This window comes from Pseudomonas sp. FW305-96, assembly GCF_058783825.1.
The window spans coordinates 12,405-33,794 of the sequence record NZ_JBYSYW010000024.1; the positions used below are offsets into that span (position 1 = coordinate 12,405).

The following is a 21,390-nucleotide window of genomic DNA, read 5'->3' on the forward strand; positions in this document are numbered from 1 at the left end:
TTGTTGTTCATGCCGATCACCACACGGATCGGCAGCGCTTACTTGCTCTCTTTGGCGATGGTGCCCAGCGCCGCGTCCTTGACCAGGTAGCGGCCTTCGAGGTCGCTCAGCACCTTGAGGCTGTTACGCGCCATGACCACGCCGATCTCGACTTCCTGCTTGAGGTAGATGACCTCGCCGGCCTTCGCATTCACGGTCATGTCGGCCCAGTTCTCGGCTTTGGAACTGATCACGTGAGTGCCCGGTGTCACGTAGAAATAGATGTACTGGTTGCCGCGGTTGTAGCCCATTTCCGAATCGGCTTCCTTGTCATCGAGGAAGACGTTGAAACGCACCATCATCCCGGCATTGCTGGGGCGGACCACATAGACCAAAGCCTTGTCGGCCACCGCAGCCTTGGGCAGCGCGTAGTTGGCGACTTCCGCCTGCATCTTGTCTGCCGAAGGGGTGGAGGCGCAGCCGTACAACAGGGCGACTGAGAGAACGGCGGCAGCTTTGAACAGGGTCTTGATCACAGGGGGCTTCCTTGCGTACGAAAAGGGTAGTCATTTACGGTGGGTGGGCAGAGCGAGGCGATATTAATTTGACATCATCTTGACGTCAATCTGCAGTCTCAGGACGTGGAGCAAAGATCGTATTCGTGGCAGGGGCACTATCCAGAGGTCATCGACATGGAGACGGTCGCACGCACTTCATGGAACGTGACCACCGGGCCATACTCCTGATCAGAGTTAATAGCCTCCACGTGGAAGCTCCTATCAGGAAATTGCGCCTTCAACACCATTCGCCAGGACATAGCCAGCACATTGGACAGTTGCTCGAAAACCACCTCGTCCACCGCAGATCCACACCCTGAAAACACATCGTACAGATGGGTGTGATTCAGCATCCTCTCGACACCGGCTTTATCGCCTGAAAAATGATCAAGCCACACACGAAATGCGGGCTCGTCAAATTTCATTTCCAGTATCACCGAATCCTCGAACACGACGAAATCCGGGAACAGCCATTTGCAAAAAATCAAACTGTCCTCTGGGCTGACGACATCTTCAATATAGGAAAACAGGTCAACAGACGCTGGTTCCTGCCAGCCGGCTCGCCAAGCCGCAAACCTTTTAAGCCCTGTCAATTTCGCGAAGGATTTGATTATTTTCATGTTCGTGCGCCAATGTGAAAAAGTGCGGTTAAAAATGAAACAGGCCCATGTCTACGCTCTTTCCCCTCCACTGCCAGCAGCCTATAAACTACCTATATTCCGCATAGAAAAAAGGGGACTAGAAAAAAGGGGACATAGAAAAAAGGGGACAGATTTATTTTCTCTACTCTAATTTTGGCCTGCCCTGCTTCCTTCGCTCAATACGTTTTCCAGTGATCTGCGCGATCTCGTCCACGAACCGGCTACTACCCGTCAATTGTCCTCGCTGAATAGCGTCTCGAATCAGGCTAAGCTCTTCGTCCGATATCGCCTGCCTCACAAACTCGGCGTAGCGCTTGCGCCGGAGTTCTTCAGTTTCGCCCAATGCTTCAAACAATGGATTATCATCAAGCCAATTCTGTCGTTTCGCAGCCCCCATCCTGATCGAATAACTCGACCAAGGATAATCACCAGCCTCAACTGCCATCCGCGCCCGGATTGGATTCAATTCGATGTAGCGGCAACAAGCCAACAGGTAGGTGTCAGACTGCACAATGCTGGACTTAAAACGACTTTCCCACAATGTACCGGAACGACCCTCTAGTCGATTACGATAGCGCGTCGCTCGCGCCGCCAGCGTCTTCATCAGCTGGCTAAGGCCTGCGCAAGCATCATCAGGAACCAACAATATATGCACATGGTTGGTCATCAAGCAGTACGCATAGACTTTCACTCCAAAGGCATCCTTCAACTCTCGGAGATCGGCTAAGTAGCGTTGAAAGTCCGTGTCTTGCGCAAACACAACCTGTCGATTGTGACCCCGATGGACAATATGATGCGGGCAGTGTGGTAGCAGTACTCGTCCACCTCTAGGCATGACGGCATCCTCCTTGGATCACCTTGACGACTGATGAATCAGGAGAATGACATGACTGCTCGACTCCTTCGACCCCACAAGGGCCGAAATTAGAGTAGGAAAAATAGATCTGTCCCCTTTTCCGCCCTTTTCCGCCACTAATTCTACCTGCCATTAATTACTGCTCGCCCCTTCGTCCTCATCGACACCGGAATCAAAATGGAAAAACGGTCCTTCCCGAACAGCACATGCATTTTTATTGCGCCAAGCTAACCAATCCAAACTCATCCAAGCAGTCTATGACCTCTCTGGCATCTACCAACATCATCACCCCATCTTCATTCAATTGAGAAAATCCTTCAGCCTGCAAACAGGAATATACTTCCACGAATTCAGAGAAAACATCCTGAGTAAAGTACTACTCTAATCTCGCCCTAGCTACATGATGGCAAGGTCCGTTCGCCTCCAAGATCCGAAATTAGAGTAGTAAAAATAAATCTGTCCCCTTTTCCACTTTTTGCCCGATCATAACGGAGTGATATAATCTTCTGGTATATCTGGCCATTTGGCCTCAATCAACAGCCGCTCTGCGTCTTCAGCAATATCGTCAAAAAAGCTACACAAGCTCATAGCATGTAACCGAACATGAATCAACGCAGACTGTACCGCCAACTCATCCACACCACTTTCCTCAAGTCTTCTAATAGAGTCTCTCAATAGAGATCCGTATTTTGCGACTTGCAGAAAAAGGTCTTCGCCATGATCTATCCGCAATCCATCCGCTTCAAGACATTCAATTTTATCTTTAGCAATCTCAGCAAATAACCCTCTGAGGCGATCAATGCTCGAAAACTCATTCATTTTGGCAACCTTCTTTTCTGTTCCAGCGCCACTTTAGTCTTGACCAAAAAGGGGACGACCAAAAAGGGGACAGATTTATTTTCCCTGCTCTAATCTCGCCCTACCTACATGAAGGCTAGGTCCGTTCGCCGCCAGGAACCGAAATTAGAGTAGGAAAAATAAATCTGCCCCCTTTTCCTATTTAGTTTCATACGCGGAAATAAAACTTCGAGCCGACTTACTACCAGCCGATTTTCCGGCCGCAATCAAAGCCATCTCTGATTGCGAAATAAAATTCTCTCTCAGAAAATTAACAAAGCAGCCTTTAACATCCGAACCTCTCAAACCAATAACACCGTATTCTTCATATGCACTTTCAACAGCTATCCAATCGAATTTCGAATTAAAAAAATAGATCGGATAACCTAAGCTATTCTGTAAAATATCCTCAGACTGGCGGCTCGACGACAGCGCAGCACCACAGGCATCTTGACAAATTAAATAGCATGACCCCTCAACAACCTCCACCCCTGAAAACTTGATAAACACATCAGAGGAAAAGCTATAAACGCTATTTTTTACAACACCTGAGAACAGATCAACAAAACTGAGCAAAGGCCGTTCAAAAAACCAAACCCCCCAGTCTTCACCTAAAAAAACATTAGACGGAAGATCAAGTTCAAAATTCAAATAATCTGCTACGTTATTAATCATATTTTTTAATTTGTCCGACGCCACAGCCGAAACATTCATCATCACTCTCCACTAAACCGTATTTTTAGTGATCAGCTTCTTCCCACCCTCAACCGTCAAGGAAGCCGAAGATTGACCGGTAGAAGTCGCAGATGGGTAAAAACGATACGTCTTACTACCATTTGTCAACACCGTAACCGTACCATCCTTAGAAATAATCTTTTTATACCCACTCCAAAAAGGGGACAGGTTTATTTTCCCTGCTCTAATCTCGCCCTATCTACATGAAGGCTAGGTCCGTTCGCCGCCAGGAACCGAAATTAGAGTAGTAAAAATAAATCTGTCCCCTTTTCCGCTCACAGCAGGCAAACTAGATCTGTCCATTTTTCAGTCCCTTTCATGCTTTCCATGCCCCAGATCGATAGTAAAATCAGCTAGTCATTTGGCTCTTAAATGGCATAATCTGACGGTTCGTTGACAACAATCTCACCAGCTTGATTTAGCGAGAACAGTCCACATGCAGCCAGTCATACAACACCCTTGGGATATAACCCCAAGCGAAGCCATAGATCTACAGATACGACTATCTAAACTAGTGGTCAAGCAAGATCATCTTGGGTCGATCTCTAGTATCGCAGGCATTGATGTCGCCTACCACAAAGAGAACGATACACTGATCGCCTCCATTGTTGTGGTTGACGCAGAAAGCCTGGAAATCATCGAAGAGCATGCATGGTCGGGTACGACTTCGTTTCCCTATATTCCTGGTCTTTTTTCGTTTAGAGAGCTGCCTTCAATCGTGAAGCTCTTATCAACTATAACCCACCGACCTGACCTGATCATCTGCGACGGGCAAGGTATAGCTCACCCTCGTCGGTTTGGCTTGGCATCGCACTTGGGGGTACTTTATGACATACCCACTATTGGATGCGGCAAAAGTCGCTTCATCGGTGAATACGCACCTCCCCTTGATGAAAGGGGATGCCAATCAGGCCTGTTCGACGGCGACGAACTAATCGGAGCCGCGCTCAGGACTCAAAAACATGTAAAACCTGTGTTCGTTTCAATCGGCCACCGAATCTCCCTTGAAACTGCCTGTCACTGGGTATTGAATGCAACACGCAACTATCGACTACCAGAAACGACCCGATTTGCAGACCGATATGGAAGGCAATTCTACGAACAGAACAAACACCCCATTACCCCTCCAAACTAACCTTCCGATTATTTAAATATACGTCACATTCGGGACGAAGCACCTGAAACTGGACGCACCCTTCACGCCACCAGTCAACGCAATCCTTAGCAGCCACAACTTTCAATACACTCAACTGCTGATAATTTTTCAAACACTGCAGAATTTCCGATGTCCCATTGACACCATCCAGCTCTAACTCTCTGATACAGCGCTCATTGTCGCCCATAAAAATGTAATCAACCACAGCCTTGTCAATACCATCTCCAATGAGTGAAACCCGGGCCGCACACTTAAGAGAGGAGAGCTCCGCTTTATCACGCAACACAGGAAACCTTATGCACCCGATCACTTGCGGTAGCTTAGAAAAGTAGTCACCCAACAGAGTCAACCGCTTCAGACCTTCCAAAGAAAATTTCAAGGAAAACATGAAAATATTATTCTGGTGAACCGTCATCGCTTCCAGTCCACCGCCTTCGAACCACTCATAACTCTGCGGAACATCCTCCCCGATCTCGACAGTACGCAACTGCCCATCTGGGAAATATGTTACTTCCTCTATCACCCAGCCATATTCATACAAGCGCTCGCTGACACATACATCTCCACTGAACTCATAGGAAAATCCATTGTAGACACTATCTCCCCAATAAAACTGCTCCCCCGTATAGTCTCGCTCCATTTCGATACTATTACGCACCTCCCCAACAATAAACTCGCTACGGTAGACATCAACATAGCGGCCATCGTCATACATACCTCCCCCAACCACATGACCATTCGAGAGTTCCAACGCGCCCCCGGTGTAGGGCACGCCCCGAAAAGTCCACAATCCGCCCTGGTTGCTTATCGCATTTCTTTTGATAATCATCAGTGCTTCCTTCCGCTAATCACATCGGCATCCTTCAGTACACCGCTACAGTTCGAGCACGCCTCGAATTTATCCCCTTGACCCTGCTTCGGTGCCAGCTTGTAGGTGGCCACTTTCACATCATCAATTGATACCTTGGGGTACCGAGTAAGCGCGCTATTCACCGCTCTGACCTCGGCATGCAGCCCAGGAATACCGTTCTGGACATCAAATCTCTTTCCATTGCTGACAAGGTTTTCAATCATTCCTTTAACCTGAGGTGTCAGCGGTAGGGAAAATAAATCTGTCCCCTTTTCCTTCTTTTCCTTTGACGACTGATGTATCAGGAGAATGACATGACTGCTCGACCCCTTCGACCCCACAAGCGCCGATATTAGAATAGGAAAAATAGATCTGCCCCCTTTTTCTACTCTGCTTTTTCTGTTTTTCTCGCTCCCTTTTTCTCAAGAAAAAAAGACCGCCTCCTTTTCCCTTCCCATACTCATTTCCGCCTTCACTCTACTCACATAATTCTCAACAAATCACCACAAACTAAAACCTTAAGAGCACCTTTGCTCTCAGCAGCCAAAAGTTTCAAAAAATCTAACAGATCAACACCTGCCTCTGTCACAACATCAGTATTCGAATCATAGTGATAGACAGCATCACTTAACGAGGTCTGGAGAAAGTAGTACTGCGTCTCGGATACAAGCGAAAAAACAAAAGGCTTTTTCAAGAAACCGTAGTGACCTGCCTCCTGCATTTGCGAGAAGAAGTCAACCTGAAAAAGCAAATGCTCCCCACCATCCAAGAGGTGCGATACAACTGAACCTGAGAGTCTCCGATTAACCCCCCGTCGCATTTTCCCATCCCGCTCAAGAACAACTTAAGTTGCCCCTCTATGCGAATATCGTACAAACGAGAAATCTTATCCAGCTCGCGCTCACTATAACCAACACAATTGACAGCACTCTGCTCATCTCTGAACAAATCGGCTAAGAAATCTTTATTATTCATGGATTCACTCCAGAACTGCCCTCAAAGAACTTAACATTGAAAGATGAATTATTCTCCGCAAAACTTTTACTTGTAACCGTGCACCCAGAACACATACCAGCAAAAAAAGGGGACAGATTTATTTTCCCTGCTCTAATCTCGCCCTACCTACATGAAGGCTAGATCCGTTCGCCGCCAGGAATCGAAATTAGAGTAGGAAAAATAAATCTGTCCCCTTTTCCTGCCCTTTTCCCTGATGGAGAGGATCGGTTGGCAGATTTGCTGATGTTGATTGCTCAAAGGCGTGTGGGCAACCGGCCTGGTCGTGTCGAGCCTCGGGCCATAAAACGAAGGCCTCAGGCCTACCCCTTGCTGACCAAGCCGCGTCGATCAGCAAGGGCTGAGATCAGAAAGTATGGGCATCCGAAGCATGTTAAGTAAGTGCCATTCAAATCTGTCCCCTTTTCCACACAAATCTGTCCCCTTTTCTCTCCTTTTTAGCTATAGCGCCCCTTAGTCGCAACGTAATCCTCCAGTTGCAATCGAAGCGGCTTATGAGTTCCCATCACATGAAGCTTACCAGAGAACCTATCTACGACCACAGGACCATTTCCAACTAGCTGATCTGAAAACTCACCAGTTTTTAAAAACTCTACAGATTGGTAGCAAAAATACCACCCTTCAGAAAACTCACCCTGAGAAATTATTTCTACAGGCACCTCAAACTCAGACAAATACTTCAACGCCCGCGCCAAGGCCATATCATAATCAATCAATTACTTCGTCCTCAAAATCCGAAGCGAACTAAAATCCTCAAGCCTTGCCGGCTTCCCAGTTTGTCCATCCAGATACCTAACAACACCCTTCTGATTAACCACGTTAAACACGTGCCCAACCGGCTCGCCAGCATATGTTCCGAATAGTATGCCTTGAGCACCGTTCCCTGCCCTGATCATCTCCAGTTCAACTGCTTGTGGTTTCATCACTCCAGTAAACTTCGCATCAAAATGCTTCTCCAACACAGATAGCGGTACACCCCGAGTATGGTTTACAGGCAATGCGGAAGCAGGGAACCCAGAAAGCGTCGCATCAGTGGCTATTGCACAATTGACACAATTATGTGTACGACCCGTAGTAGGAAAGCCTGGATTGACGTTACGTATAGTACCAGCCAGATCGCTACCCGCACGAAGATCGCCAGACAGGGCTGAAGTGGCACCGATTTTCCCTGAAGCGCCTAAAGCACCAACCCCAAGCGCACCCAAAACAATATTACCAGCGGCATTCCACCCATCCCCCTCAACGGCCTGCTTGGCTCCCTGAGTAAACTGCAAAGCCCCGTTGGTCGCAGCAACAGCCCTGATCGTGCTGCCGATAGACCCCGTCAGGAAGTAGATAGCCGGATCGCCGAGATTGGCCAACCCTTGCTGTTCGTCCCCTATGCGCAGCTTTCCCTTGGCATCCAGATAGGTCTGTTCGTTGGCACTGCGGTCGCGAGTCCAGGCCAGACTTTCAAGCAATCCCATTTGACCGCGCTGAGCATCTGCCCAAGCAATCTTGTCTTGGCTGGTACCTGCATAAGGGTAGCCATATCCCAAGGTCTGCTCACCACCAAGCAAGCTGGCAACGCTTGCCCGGGTGACCGCCAGGCTATGGTTGGCATCCAAGCCTTTGCTGACATCCTGCTTCCTGACGGCATCCAATCTCTCGAAGGCATAAACTTGCAGGTATGCCGTAAGCTCAGCCATGTCATCCTGCGTAAGCGACGATGGGTCACGCTTGTAGGCTTCCAACAGTTTGTCGCTTCGCTGATCCGCGCCTTCCAGCTTGACCAACTCACGCGCTGCTTTCAGCCCACCGTCCTTGCGGAAACTATCTCGCGCCTCGTCCCGCTGTTTCGCCGAATGGTCGCCCAGGAAGTTGTACTGAGTGCCATTCTTCGCAACCCATGCCGCTTTGTTCAGCGAGGCGGCATTGGCATCTTCCTGGCTCGCCGCTGCCAACACGCCAACGATCTGCGAGCTCATGGTCAGCAAGCTCTCGTTGCCACCCGCCAGCTTGTCGAGCTCTACCACCAGCGCCTCGTTTGCGCCGGCCGCCAAGGCGCCAGTCTTGAAGTCCCCACCCGTCGCTTTCGACAGCAGGCCACCGACCATTGCGTGAATGGCAATCTTGGGCAGGCTGCCGTTCTCGATACCCCATTTATGGGTGTAATCACCAACTGCGTTGAAACTGGCAGCGGCCAGCGTATTGAACAGCGCCCCCTTGAGCGCTTCACTGGCACTCCCTCCCTGTCCGAGCGCCTTGCTCAACAACATGGATGTGCCGTTCTGCAGCGTTTGGTTGGCCGCGAACTGGCCTACGCCTTTCAGGGTGTAGAGTTTCGGACCAATGACTTTGCCTGTGGCGATGTCGGTTTTCGTTCCAGTCCAACCGTCGAAATAGGCTGCTGTCAGTCCGGCTGTCACGCCTGAGATGACATAACCTTTCATCGCATCGGACGACGTCACGTCCTTGACTACCGCCCCAAGGTTGCCCCGGTTGTTGATGACGCTCACCGAGGCATTGGTAGATGCCCCTGTTGCGACCGCCCCCACTACAGCGCCTGTGATCCCACCATTCGCCCAAGCCGCTGCGGCCGGCCCTACAACTGCTGCCATCACGATTGCGATCGCCAGTTGGGCAGCAGGCCCCAATCCAGAATTGCTGTACTTGAACGAATCGTGGATCTCTTTGACCTGACGCCAGTCCACACCACCTTGTGCTTCGACCTGCTTGAGCCAGGCCAGCTTCGGATCGGCCTTGACCATGGCATCGATGGATTCGCTCACCGTCTGCTGGTTGACCTGGCGTACATCCACATGAATCTTGCCTACGGCGTTGATCACCAGATCGCCTTTGGCCACCAGCTCACTCTGGCGCACGGTTTCATCAGTGCGCCCTTCACCCTTCATGCTGAACCAGCCAGCATTTGACTTGCTCTTCTCGTGACTCTCCTGATGCATGTCCTTGACCGCTTCGAAGGTCACCGAACCGCCGCTATCAATGGTCAGGTCAGCACCGGAGGCGAGTTTCGCGCCCTGGTACAGCTGGTCACCGCCGCTCTCGAGGGTCAGGTCGCCACCACTGGTGATCTCACTCCCCACCGCCTTGACGTCGGTCACTTCATCACGCTGGGTCTTCTTGCTCCCCCAACCACCCTTCTTGTTCATGTCATACAGCGAGTACTGGCTGTCGTTGGCGGCCAGCAGCTCGAGCTTGTCGCCGGCCACCAGGTAGGCTTCGTCGCCGGCGCTGGCCTTGCTCGCCACCATGCGCAGGTCGCGCCCGGCGTCGATGGTCAGGTCGCCGCCGGCCTTCACATCAGCCGACTGCTGCTCGACGTCGTCTTCCTGGCGCTCGTACTTGGTCTTGCCTTTCTTGCCCTTGGCGTAGCTGTGCTCCTCGTTCGCCGCAGCAGCCAGGGTTACGTCACGGCCGGCCTGCAGGGCCAGGTCGCGGCGGGCCTCGATTTCGCTGGCGACGATGCTCAGGTCCTGGCCGGCCGTGGCGGTGAGGTTGCCGCCGGCCTTCACCTCGCTGCCGTACTGGGTGATGCTGGTGTCGTGGCCACTGACGCGGCGGCGCTGGTACTCGTGGCTGTCGACACCTTCCTGGCTGGCGATGATCAGGTCACGCCCGGCATCGAGGTCGATGTTGCCGCCGGCCTGCACTGCGCCGCCGACAATGCCAATGTCCTGCCCCGCCGTGATGGTCAGGTTGTTCGCCGCCTCGATGCGCGCGGCGGTGTCGACCAGGTCCTTGGTCACGTGCTCACCGCCCGCACGGCCTTCCAGGCGGGTGACGCTGCGCTCGTTGATCACGTCGCCGGTCAACGCGGTAAGGCTCACTTCACGCCCGGCGATAATCCCGCCCTGGGCGTTGCGGATCGACTCGGTGGCCAGCATGTCCAGGCGCCCGCCCGCTTCCATCAACCCGGCGTTGCCGATGTTGGTGGCGCTGACGGCGAGGTTGTTGGTGGCGCGCAAGGTGCCGACGTTGACCAGTTCGCCGCCGCTGATCAGGTTGACGTCGCGGCCCTGGATCAACGCGCCGTTGGGGGCCACGCGGCCGTCGGCGTGGGCCAGGTACAGCACCGGGGCGAGCACCGTCTCGCCGTTGACCTCAATGTTTTCCATCCACACGATGTCGTGGGTCAGCGCCGCCACCTGCTCGGCGCTGAGGGACACGCCCACGCTCAGCGACAGCTTGTCCTTGCTGGCGATGGCGTTGTCCATCAGGTAGCGGAACAGCGTCTCGTCGCTGGTCATGCCGTCGATGTAGCGCTGCCCGGTACGGGCCACCACCGCCTCGCGGATCAGGCGTTGCTCGTAGAGGCCGTCGCCCAGGCGCTTGATCGCCTGGTCCGGCTTGATATTGAGCTGGCCGAGCATGTAGTCGGAGCTGAGGAACTGCTTGAGGTCGGTCAGGACCGGGTTGGTCTCTACCAGGTACTTGTGCGAGACGCTCGGCACGCTGCGCTCAGGTACGCCCTGGACCAGCTTGACGCCAGCGGCCAAGCCGCCCAGCGCCACGCCGGAGCCGGCCACGGCGCCTTGGGCAGACGCCGCGCTGTCGGCACCGAGCGCCGACGCCGCGCGGCTGTCGGCGCTGGTCGCAGTGGCCAGCGGTGCGATGAAGGTGCCGCTGCCGGCTTGGGTGCGGTCAGCGGTTGCGCCCAGGGCGTCGCCGCTGATGGCGGCCTGGCCGGCCTGGCTGCTGATGCGGAACAGGCCGTTGTTGCCCTGGGGCAGGCTGAAGCTGGGGAGGGTCACCGGGTTGACCTGGCGCTGGGCCAGGTCCGGCGGCAACTGCGGGTTGAGCGCGCGCACCTGGGTCTGCGCCTGGCGCGCATCGGCCGTGGCATCGCCACGGGCGTTGATGGTGCCGGCACCGGCCTGGTTGACGCGTACCACGCTGTTGTCGATACGCTGGGTGGCGTTGATGGTCACCGCGCCGGCCGACTGCACAACCGCCGGGGCGACCACGGCGCCGGCAATCGGCGTCTTGTTGTCGATGACGTCATAGATGCTGGCATACGGATAGCCAGACGCGGCCATCACCTGGTCCAGGGTCAGCGAACCCGGGTTCTGGTTGAACTGGTTCTTGGCGTTGATGAACGCGTTGTACTGGCCGCGATCACGGGTGTACATGCTGGCGGTGAGGTTGCGCTGCTCGCCGCCACCGGCGCCCTTGTTCTCGAACACGGCCGTATTGATGGCGATATCGCCGCCCGCCGAGACACTGCTGTAGTGGTTGCGGAACGCGTCACCGGCAAAGGTCAACTTGCCGCCGCTGGTGATGAAGGCCGTGGGGCTGTCCTGGTCGATGACATCCTGCCAGCTCTCGGTGGCCGAGAAGTACAGCTCGCAGCCCTTGCCCTTGCAGCGGTCGTCGGAATACACGTTGACGTAGCCGGCGACCAGCTTCTGCTTCGAAGTCAGGTGTTCCTTGCGGTTGAGCAAGGTGTCCACCGCCAGGGTCATGCTGCCGGCGCTTTCCATGCTGGCGGAGATATTGTCCAGCAACGCGGCGCGGGCGCTGCCGTTGCCGGCCAGGTCCAGGCCACCGAGGCTGTAGATGTCGCCGTAGTAGTTGCTCAGGCTGCCCACGCGCAGGGTCATGTCGTTGCCGCTGAACACCAGGCCGCGCTGGTTACTCAGGGTATTGGCGGCAAGTGTCACCGCTGCGGCGCCGCCAAGGGTGCCGCGGTTTTCCAGGCTGGCGGCGTTGACCGTAAGGCCACCGAGGGCGGTCAGGCGGCCGTCGTTGCTCAGCAGGTTGCGGGCGGTCACCACGCTGCCCGCGCCGCCGGCCAGGCTGGCGGCACTGGACAGGCGGATATCGGTGGCGCTCAGCCCCAGGCTGCCGAGGCTGCTCAGGCGGCCGTTGCCGTCATAGTTGCCGGTGAGGTCGAGTTGCAAGCTGCCATCGCTGGCCAGCAGGCCATGGTTGGTCCAGTCGCCACCGCGGCCCTTGAAGCTCTCGACCGCCAGCAGCTTGCCGCTGGCCGTCTGCACGAAGCGTCCGATGTCCAGCTCCAGGCGCCGGGCCTGCAGCACGCTGCTGTTGGTCCAGCTGGCGGCGCCGATGCTCAGCAGGCCATCGGTGTGCAGTACACCGCCGGCCTGGGTGACCTTGTCGGAGGCCAGGCCGAAGGTGCCAAGGCCGGTGTGCAGCAGTTGCCCGCCGCTATTGCTCAGGCCGCCGATCTGCAGGTCGAGGTCGTGGTTGGCGGTGGCCAGCACGCCGTTGTCGTTGAGCAGGTTGCCCGTGACGATGAAGCGGCTGGTGCCTGTCTTGCCGAGGGCGCGCAGGTTGCCCGTGCGGTTGTCGAGCTCGCTGGCGCTCAGCTGCAGGTCGCTCTCGCTTTCCAGCTGGCCGAGGCCGTTGTACAACGCACCGCTCAAGCCGAAGTCGATGCGTCCGGCGCCGATCTTGCCGCCCTGGTTGAGCAGTTGCTGGCCCTGCAGGTGCAGCAGCCCGGCGGCGTACAGGCCGCCGCCCTGGTTGTCGAACTCGGCGGTGACGAGCTGATTGTCGCCACCCAGGGCCGAGAGGTAGCCGCCCTGGTTGTTCATCCGGGTGTCGGCCTTGATGTCCACCGACTGCGCCTGGGTGGTGCCGCCGCCGTTGTCGAACAGGCCGCTGAAGACGCCCTTGAACAGGCCTTTGGCCGCGCTGAGCATGCCGCTGCCGCCGTTGTCGAGGCTCGCTGCGTGCAGCTCGAGGCCGCCGTCCTGGCTCTCCAGGCGCCCGCCGTGGTTGTTCAGAGCCTTGTCCAGGTGCACTTCGATGGCGCCCTGGCTCTTCAGCGTACCGGCCTGGTTGTCCAGGGCATTGGCGTGGATGTCGAGCTTGCCGTGTTCGCTGAAAAGCAGGCCATCCTGGCCGTTGAGCAGGTCGCCACTCAGGCGCAGTACCAGGTTCTGCTGGCTGGCCAGGTTGCCGCCGCGGCTGTTGTCCAGCGTCGTTGCGTCGACGCGCAACAGGCCGTGGCTGATCAGCTTGCCGCCGTTGTTGGCGACACTGCCGGTCTTGAGCAACAGGTCGGCGCCACTGACCAGGCGCGCGCCGTCGGTGTTGAGCAGCGCCTCGGCCAAGGTCAGGTCAAGCAGCGCGCGGCTGGTCAGCTGGCCCTTGGCGTTTTCCAGGCGCTTGCCAGTGACGGTGATCACCTGGCCGTTGATCTGCCCGCCCTGGTTGTCGATGACGGTGTCGTCCTGGTCGAACGCCAGGTCGCCGGTGGCGGAAACGAGGCCGCCGCCGCTGTTGTCGAGCCGCTCAGCGACACTGAGGGTGATGGCCTGTTCGGAAGAAATGATGCCCTTGCGGTTGTGCAAGTTGGCCGCGGTAATCTGCTGGCTACCCTTGCTGACCAGGGCGCCGAGGTCACGGTTGTCGAGGGTACCGCCCAGGGTCACGGTGAGGTCGCCGTCCTTGCTGGACAGGGTACCTTCGCCGCTGTTGTTCAGGTCGGTCCCTTTGGCCAGCAGGCCCTGCGCGCCAGAAATCAGGCCCTTGGCGCTGTTGTCCAGCTGTGGCGCCTCCACGGTCAGCCGGCCATCGCTGAGGATGCGTCCCTGCTGGTTGTCGATGCGTTTGGCGAGCAGGTTGTAGGATTGCTGGCTGGTGATTTCGCCGGCGCTGTTGTCGAGCTTGCGCAGGTTCTGGATGTTCAGTGGGCCGTTGGCGCTGATCAGGCCGCCCTGGTTCAACAGGTCGCCGCCGTTGAGGTCGAGGTCGAGCTTCTGTTCGCCGATCAGCCGCCCCTGGCGCTGGATCAACGTGCTGACGCGCAGCAGCAGGTCGCCCTTGGCGGAGATTTCGCCGCCCTGGCTGGAATCGACCTGCCCGGCCACCAGCGTCAATGCGTCATCGCTGTGGATCCGGCCGCCGCGCTGCAGGGCATCGGCGTCGTTGCGCAGCTCGCCGGTGGTCAGCTTCATCGCCTGCTTGCTGCTCAGGGTACCGCCACGGTTGTCGAGTTCACTGCTGTCGACGGTCATCGCCGCCTGGCTGGTGAGCTGGCCGCCTTGATGGTTATCCAACTGGCCGGTAGTGACGGTCACGCCGGTGTTGCCCGACAACAGGCCGCGCTCGCCGTTGAGCAAGCCGGCGCTGGTCACGGTCAGCCCGCCAACGGCGGACAGGATGCCCTCGTCATGGTTGTCGAGCTGGCCGTCGATCGTGGCCTTGAGGGCCTGGCCGCTGGCCAGGCTGCCACCGCTGAAGTTGTCGAGGCTGACGGCCGCGACCTCGAGGTCGTGGCTGGCCGACAACACCCCCTTCAGGCTGTTGTCGAGGACGCCGGCGATGCGCAGGGTCAGGTCCTGGCTGCTGACCACTCGCCCACCCCGGTTGTCGAGGCGGCTGGCGACCAGGCTGAAACCACGGCTGCTGGAAATCTCCCCAGCGTCGCGGTTATCGACCACGCCGATCTGGCGCAACAACAGGCTGCCCGGCGAGCGCAGCAGGCCGTGGTCACGGTTCATCAACTGGCCATGCTGCAGGTCGAGGTCGATGCCGGTCTCGCTGACCAGTTGCCCGTGGTCATGCTGGTCGAGGCCGGTCAGCGTGGCGTCGATCTGGCCGGCGGCGCTGATGCGGCCATAGTCGTAGTTGTCGAGCTGGGTACCGACCAGCAGCAGGCTGCCGGCACCGATATTGCCCTTGGCGCTGTTGTCCATGGCGCCGCTGCGCAGCTCTGCGTGCTCCTGGGCGCTGATGATGCCGAGGTGGCTGTTGTCCAGGCGACCGGCCTTGAGCAGCAGCCCGGTATTGGTCACCAGGGTGCCGCCCTGGTTGTCCAGCAGCTCCTGGCTGGTCAGGTCCAGGGCCGCGATGGCCGAGACCTTGCCGCCCTGGCGATTGAGCAGCGTGCCGGTATTCAGGGTGACGCTGGCGTCACTGACGATCAGGCCCGCGTCGCTGTTGTCCAGCTTGCCGTCCAGGGTCACGTCGATGTGCTGGTGGCTGCTCAGCTTGCCGCCGTTGTTGAGCAGCTCGGTGCCGTGCAGGCTCAGGCGGTCATGGCCACTGAGCAGGCCCTTGTTCTGGTTGAGCAGGCGCTGCACGGTGAGGGCCAGGCCACGGTCGCCGATGACCTTGCCACCCTGGTTGTCCAGCAATTCGCTGGCATTGAGGATGACCTTGCCGGCGCTGGAAATCTCGCCCTGCTGGTTGAGGATGCGCGCCGCGCTGATGTCGGCCACGCTGGTCGCGCCAATCTTGCCGCCCTGCTGGTTGTCGATCGTGTCGGCGGTGAGCAGCAGGCTGCCCAGGCTGGTCAACCTGCCGCCTTGATGGTTCAAGGTGCCCAGATGGGCCTCGAGGTCGCCCTTGGCGGTGATGTTGCCCAGGCGCTCGTTGTCGACCGTGCCGGCGATCAGGTCGAGGCGACCATCGCTCTGCAGGTGGCCGGCATCGCTGTTGGCCAGGCTCTCGACGTCGATAAGGGCCTTGCCCTTGGTAGTCGCCGCGCCCTTGTCACGGTTGTCGAAATGCCCGCCGGTGACGGTCAGCGAGCGGTCGGCGAGGACCAGGCCGCCGCGGTTGTCGAGGCGCTTTCCATCCAAGGTCAGGTCGCCGAGGCTCGACAGCAGGCCGTTGTCACGGTTGTCCAGGGTCGCCACCTTGACGCCCAGTGTGCCGTCGCTGCGCAGGTTGCCCTTGCCGCTGTTGTCCAGGCCCACGGCCTTGAGGTCGAGCAGGCGCTTGGCCGAAACCACGCCGAGACGGTTGTCGATGTCGGCGCTGGCGTTTATCAGCACATCGCCGCCGAGCAACTGGCCGCCACCGTTGAGCAGGCCGGCGGTGGTTATGTCCAGGCGGTCGGCACTGAGCTTGCCGCCGCCCTGGTTGTCCAGCAGCGCGTGGGTGGTCAGCCTGGCCTGCCGGTCGCTGCCGACCAGGCCTTTGTCACGGTTGTCCAACCGGGTGGCGGTGACCTGCAGGTCGCCCTGGCCCACCAGGCGGCCGCCACGGTTGTCGAGGGTGGTGCCGACGTCCACCACGGCCTTGCCCTTGCCTTGCAGCAGGCCCTGGTCACGGTTGTCGATCGCGTTGGCATTGACCGTCAGGATGTCGTCGGCCAGTGCCTGGCCTTTGCGGTTGTCCAGCTGGCCAGCCGTCAGGGTGGTGACCTGGCCCTTGAAGGTGCCGCCCTGGTTATCGAGGGTGGTGCTGCCGGTGGCCTCCAGGGTGCGGTTGGCCACCACGCTGCCACGGTTGCGCAGGGTCTGGCCGGTGAGGGTCACGTCGCCGTGGGCATTGCGGGTGTTGTCCGGTTCCACGCCGGCTTCGATGATGCCCTGGTTGTCGATCCGCGCGCCGGTCACGGTGATGCTGTCCTTGGCGGCGAGGCTCTGGCCGACCGTTACCTCGTCACGCACGCGCACAGTGGCACTGCCGGCGGCGTAGGTCTTGCCGGTCAGCTCGGCGCTCTGCGCGGCGACCGTCAGGTTGCCGGCACTGGACGTCTGCGCCAGGGTCACCTTGCCGTTGGCGTCCACCTGGATGTCGCCGGTGGTGGCGGCCATGTTGCCGGCCAGCTTGACGCCCACGCCCTGCTCGGTGCCGACCAGGCGAATGGTGTTTGCATACATGCCACCCAGCGCCGAGCTGTCGATGGCCAGCAGCGGCTTGTCGCCGCCCTCGTCGGCACGCGGCGTGGCCTGCAGGGTGTCAGCCTTGACGTCGTTGCGCCCGGTGACGATGTTCAGCTGCTTGGCGTGCAGTTCGGTGTTGAGCTTGGCGCTGCGGGTGATCAGGTCGAACTGGTCGAGGTTGGTGGCATTGAGCGCATCGCCTTCGATGGCGATGTCGCCGCCGTCCACCTGGAAGCGGTCGAGACGCTCGCCGTCCATGATCGGCTTGCCGGTGGTGAGGGTCGCCCGCGGCGTGTTGATGAAGCCGCAGCCCTTGCAGGTGATGCCATGGGGGTTGGCGACGATGACCCGGGCCGCCTGCCCCGCCACCTCGGTGTAGCCCTGCAGGGTACTGCGGTTGCCGCCGGTGACCTGGTTGAGAATCACCTGGGCCGCCTGGCCCCTGAGGTTGGGGTTGCCGACGATGATGCCGCCCAGCTGGGTCGACTGGGTCTTGCTGGTGGCGTTGTTGAGGATCAGCCCGTTGCTGCCGACGTTGTAGTCGCGGAAGGTGTTGGTCGACAGGCCGCTGCCGTTGGGCGTGGCGATATTGACGATCGGCACCCCGTTGCCCGCCTGCTTGAGGCTGGTATTGGCGTTGGCCGCCGCATCGACGGTCAACTGCGCGGCCGTGGCGACGATGGGGTTGAGGAACAGCACCCCCGCGACGATCAGGGCAATGCATTGGTTCAGTGGGGTGCGGATATCCATGTCGAACAAACTCCAGGCGCGGGCGGCGGTGTCACGGGCAAAAGGTGGATCGGGGCTCAGAAGAACGCGTCGACACGGAAATAGATCGGGTGTTCGCGGCGGGTGATGACGTCGGGGCGCTCCAGCGAGCGGGCGAAGGTCGCGCTGGCGGCGAAATACTGGCCGCGCACGTTGAACTCCAGGGCATTGCCGCTCAGGCGGCCATGGTCCTGGCCGTTACCGTGCTGGCCCTTGATCACCCCCGCGTCGTAGGCGAACGCCATGCCGTATTCGCGCAGCCAGGGCTGCAGCGGCGCCCAGGTGACCGGCCGGCGCCAGCGCAACTGGTTGCGCCAGTAGCCGCCGCTGTCGCCGGTGAGGGTCTGCTCCTTGAAACCGCGCACCGAGGTCAGCCCGCCGACGCTGATGCGCTGGCCGCTGTAGAGCGCATCCTCGCTGCGCTGGCCGGTGGCCAGGCTGTCGAAAGTGAACTGCTCGCCCCACAGCTGGAACGGCTGCAGGTAGCTCAGGGTGAGGGTGTACTTGTTGTAGCGCGCCACGGATTCGCTACCGTGAGGGTCGCCCGCGCCTTGGGCGTCGAGCGCGCCGATACCCTGCTGCCAGCCGGCATCGAGGTTGACGAAGGCATTGCCGATGCGACGGCCGTGGTTGACGCCCAGCTGGCGCTCGGTGATACGGGGGCTGGAAACGCCGATCAGGGTGTCGTCCAGGTAGTTGCGCGTGCGCAGGTGGCTGACGCCGACATTGACCGCGGTCTTGCTCAGGCTGTCGCGGTGGATCACCCGTTCGGCCTGGAACTGGTGCACGCTGTTGTCGCCGTCGAGCTTGAAGGGGAAACCGCTGGAGGTGTCGCGGGTGCGGTAGTAGTTGTGGTTGTAGCTGTAGTTGAAGGTCCACCAGCCCCACGGCAGGCTGTAGTTCAGGCCATGGCTGTCGGAGTGGCGCCAGTGGTCGCTGACCACATCGCGCCCGCCACGCAGGCTCAACTGATCGGCCAGGCCCAGTGGGCTGTCCCACTCCAGGCCAAGGTTCATCTGCTGCTCGCCGCTGCTGGCGTCGCCGTTGTTGTGACGGCTGGCCGAGACCCGCCAGGGCTTGTCACGCTGGCCCTTGAGCTGCACGCGACTGCCGCCGACCGCCTGGCCGGGCACCAGCTCCACCTCGACCTGGCGCGAGGGCAAACGACCGAGCTGGTCGACCATCTGCTCCATGTCGCGCAGGTTGAGTACCTCGCCAGCCTTGCCGGGGAAGGCCATGGCCATTTCCCGGGGGCTGGCCAGGGCGGAGCCGTCCAGCCCTTCCAGGCGGCCTTCGACAATGATGATCTGCAGCACGCCGGAGCCCAGGTCCTGCTGGGGCAGGTAGGCCCGGGTGGTCAGGTAGCCACGGTTCAGGTAATGGTCGGTGATGCGCTTGAGCAGCTCGTTGAGCTGGCCGACCTGCAGGCACTTGCCTTCGTAACCTTCGAGCAGCGCCTTGCGCTGTGGCTCGTCGAGCAGGCTGGCGCCTTGCAGGTCGATGCGCTGGATCTGGAAGCAGCGCCCTTGCTCGGCGGGCTGGGCAGGCGCCTGCGGTGCCTGCCTGCCCGGCAGTTGCTGGAGTTCCTCGAGGCGCTTGCGCTGCTCCTGCAGCAGGTTCTCCTGGCGATCGCGGATCAGGTCACGATCGCCGGGTGTCTGGAACGGTGCGGCACCGGCGAGCAAAGGCAAAAGTGCCAGGCCTGCGGTCAGGAAGCGGGTAGAAAGGGGCATGGGGCGTGGTCCGTCACTTAAAGCCGACTGCATCACTGCGAAATTGCCGCGCAGGGTACTAGAGGACAGCAATGCCATCAATAAGCCATCTTTCTCCTGGTATCGCCGGATGATTCCTTTATGCCAGCAAGCCTCCGTTCATTGCTTTACTGTTGGCGCGCAGGCTTGCCGGCAGGCCGGAACCACCACCCCTGCTGCATGCCCGCCGCCGCCAGCAGGATCAGCCCCACCCCAAGCCATTGCAACGGCGCCAGACGATGGTCGAACGCCACCCAGTCGACCAGGATCGCGGCGATCGGGTAGATGAACGACAACGCTCCGGTCAACGCCGTGGGCAGGCGCTGGATGGCGCTGTACAGCAGCACGTACATCAACCCGGTATGCACGATCCCCAGCGTCACCAGGCTGCCAAGCGCCGGCAGCTCACCCGGCAGCCCGCCAAGCGTTACCCAGGGCGCCAGCAGCAATACGCCGGTACTTACCTGGATCAGCGCGATCAGGTGCGGCGGCGTGCCGGTCAGGCGCTTGATGATCAGCGCCGCCACGGCATACAGGAACGCCGCGCCCAGCGCCAGAAGGATACCCAGCAGGTACTCCTCGCCATTGGCCTGCCCCGCGCCATGAGCGCTGACGATGGCGAGCATGCCGAGGAACGCCACGCTCAGCCAGGTCAGCTTGGCCAAGGTGATCTTCTCGCCCAGGAACAGCGCCGCCAGCCCCACCAGCATGAACGGCTGGACGTTGTACACCGCAGTGCCGATGGCGATCGATGCCCGCGAGTAGGAGGCGAACAGCAGTACCCAGTTGCCGACGATCGCCACCCCGCTGACCACCGCCAGCAAGAAGGTGGCGCGGGTCAGCACCCCCGGCTTGAGAAAGCCCATGGCCGCGCAGATCAGTAGCAAGGTGCCGGCACCGAACACACAGCGCCAGAACACCACCTCCAGCACCGGTTGCCCGGACACCAGCACGAACCAGCCGATGGTCCCGGAGATCAGCATGGCAGCGATCATTTCCAGCGAACCACGGCGCAACGCATTGTCCATCTCACACCTCCTGTCGACGATGGGCACAGTATGCGGAGGGTCGAAGGTGACCTTCCAGCGGATAACCAAGGCATATCCGGGCTTGCGCCTTTACTATCAAGGCATATCTTGAAAATTGCCTAACGAGGCCGCCATGACCGATGCCATCGACCAGTTACTGATAAACGCCCTGATGGAGGACTCGCGCCGCTCGCTCAAGGCCCTGGCGCAGATCAGCGGCCTGTCGGCGCCCAGCGTCAGCGAGCGCCTGCGCCGCCTGGAGGAGCGCGGCGTGCTGCGCGGCTACACGGTAGAGGTGGACCCGCGCTGTTTCGGCTACCAGTTGCAGGCCATCGTGCGCATCCGCCCGCTGCCGGGGCAGTTGCAGGAAGTGGAACGGCAGATCGTCGCCATCCCCGAGTTCACCGAGTGCGACAAGGTGACCGGCGAGGACTGCTTCATCGCCCGCCTGCATGTGCGCTCGATGGAGCAGTTGGACACGCTGCTCGACCGACTGAATGTGCTGGCCGAGACCAATACCGCGATCATCAAGAAGACGCCAGTGAAGCGGCGCTTGCCGCCGATGGCGTGAGCAGGCCCTATCGCGGGGCAAGCCCGCTCCCACGCGACGGGATTACCAGCCATAAGGC

The 21,390-nt window shown here is 59.1% G+C and carries 14 protein-coding genes and 1 pseudogene; 3 read left to right on the forward strand and 12 right to left on the reverse strand.

The genetic code is table 11. The annotated features are described in order from the left end of the window. Positions 1 to 38: 38 nt before the first annotated feature. The 5 genes from AC3WL2_RS17710 to AC3WL2_RS17730 form a co-directional block, all read right to left on the reverse strand. The gene (locus tag AC3WL2_RS17710) at positions 39 to 431 is read right to left on the reverse strand and encodes a DUF2846 domain-containing protein (RefSeq protein WP_031314530.1); all 393 of its coding nucleotides are present in this window, start codon (positions 429 to 431) and stop codon (positions 39 to 41) included. A gap of 221 nt (positions 432 to 652) precedes the next feature. Further along, positions 653 to 1,156 (reverse strand): hypothetical protein, encoded by a 504-nt coding sequence (locus AC3WL2_RS17715; protein ID WP_102683563.1) that lies wholly within the window; start codon positions 1,154 to 1,156, stop codon positions 653 to 655. Between the two features lie 163 nt (positions 1,157 to 1,319). Beyond that, positions 1,320 to 2,012 carry a transposase gene (locus AC3WL2_RS17720; protein ID WP_102683564.1) on the reverse strand — a complete coding sequence of 231 codons (693 nt, stop codon included), beginning with the start codon at positions 2,010 to 2,012 and terminating at the stop codon, positions 1,320 to 1,322. 504 nt (positions 2,013 to 2,516) lie between these two features. Then, positions 2,517 to 2,852 (reverse strand): hypothetical protein, encoded by a 336-nt coding sequence (locus tag AC3WL2_RS17725; protein ID WP_146022599.1) that lies wholly within the window; start codon positions 2,850 to 2,852, stop codon positions 2,517 to 2,519. A gap of 177 nt (positions 2,853 to 3,029) precedes the next feature. Next, positions 3,030 to 3,587 carry a hypothetical protein gene (locus AC3WL2_RS17730; protein ID WP_146022598.1) on the reverse strand — a complete coding sequence of 186 codons (558 nt, stop codon included), beginning with the start codon at positions 3,585 to 3,587 and terminating at the stop codon, positions 3,030 to 3,032. A gap of 454 nt (positions 3,588 to 4,041) precedes the next feature. Between AC3WL2_RS17730 and nfi the strand changes: the two genes are divergently transcribed. After that, entirely contained in the window at positions 4,042 to 4,740 is a 699-nt protein-coding gene (gene nfi / locus AC3WL2_RS17735; protein WP_102683565.1) for a deoxyribonuclease V, read from the forward strand. Here nfi and AC3WL2_RS17740 read toward each other — a convergent pair. From AC3WL2_RS17740 to AC3WL2_RS17750, 3 genes are all read right to left on the reverse strand, one after another. After that, positions 4,724 to 5,590 carry a hypothetical protein gene (locus tag AC3WL2_RS17740; protein ID WP_102683566.1) on the reverse strand — a complete coding sequence of 289 codons (867 nt, stop codon included), beginning with the start codon at positions 5,588 to 5,590 and terminating at the stop codon, positions 4,724 to 4,726. The genes nfi and AC3WL2_RS17740 overlap by 17 nt on opposite strands. Continuing rightward, positions 5,590 to 5,952, reverse strand: a complete 363-nt coding sequence (locus AC3WL2_RS17745; protein WP_256582583.1) for a YwqJ-related putative deaminase — start codon at positions 5,950 to 5,952, stop codon at positions 5,590 to 5,592. The genes AC3WL2_RS17740 and AC3WL2_RS17745 overlap by 1 nt, the downstream gene beginning before the upstream one ends. A 140-nt stretch (positions 5,953 to 6,092) precedes the next feature. Then, entirely contained in the window at positions 6,093 to 6,431 is a 339-nt protein-coding gene (locus AC3WL2_RS17750) for an SMI1/KNR4 family protein (protein WP_207238373.1), read from the reverse strand. Between the two features lie 383 nt (positions 6,432 to 6,814). Between AC3WL2_RS17750 and AC3WL2_RS17755 the strand changes: the two are divergent. Then, positions 6,815 to 7,006: pseudogene (locus tag AC3WL2_RS17755) on the forward strand (IS4 family transposase); the annotation flags it as partial. Between the two features lie 56 nt (positions 7,007 to 7,062). Here the strand turns inward: AC3WL2_RS17755 and AC3WL2_RS17760 are convergent. The 4 genes from AC3WL2_RS17760 to AC3WL2_RS17775 form a co-directional block, all read right to left on the reverse strand. Next, positions 7,063 to 7,341: a YrhB domain-containing protein gene (locus AC3WL2_RS17760; RefSeq protein WP_102683568.1), complete on the reverse strand. Its 279-nt coding sequence runs from the start codon at positions 7,339 to 7,341 to the stop codon at positions 7,063 to 7,065. Next, positions 7,342 to 17,964 carry a two-partner secretion domain-containing protein gene (locus tag AC3WL2_RS17765; protein WP_102683569.1) on the reverse strand — a complete coding sequence of 3,541 codons (10,623 nt, stop codon included), beginning with the start codon at positions 17,962 to 17,964 and terminating at the stop codon, positions 7,342 to 7,344. A 56-nt stretch (positions 17,965 to 18,020) separates the two neighbouring features. Continuing rightward, positions 18,021 to 19,715, reverse strand: a complete 1,695-nt coding sequence (locus tag AC3WL2_RS17770) for a ShlB/FhaC/HecB family hemolysin secretion/activation protein (protein ID WP_102683570.1) — start codon at positions 19,713 to 19,715, stop codon at positions 18,021 to 18,023. A 146-nt stretch (positions 19,716 to 19,861) separates the two neighbouring features. Further along, on the reverse strand, positions 19,862 to 20,761 hold the full coding sequence (locus AC3WL2_RS17775; protein WP_102683571.1) for a DMT family transporter: 900 nt from the start codon (positions 20,759 to 20,761) through the stop codon (positions 19,862 to 19,864). 133 nt (positions 20,762 to 20,894) lie between these two features. On the opposite strand from AC3WL2_RS17775, the gene AC3WL2_RS17780 reads away from it, so the two are divergent. Further along, positions 20,895 to 21,332 carry an Lrp/AsnC family transcriptional regulator gene (locus AC3WL2_RS17780; RefSeq protein WP_028692812.1) on the forward strand — a complete coding sequence of 146 codons (438 nt, stop codon included), beginning with the start codon at positions 20,895 to 20,897 and terminating at the stop codon, positions 21,330 to 21,332. Positions 21,333 to 21,390: the final 58 nt, after the last annotated feature.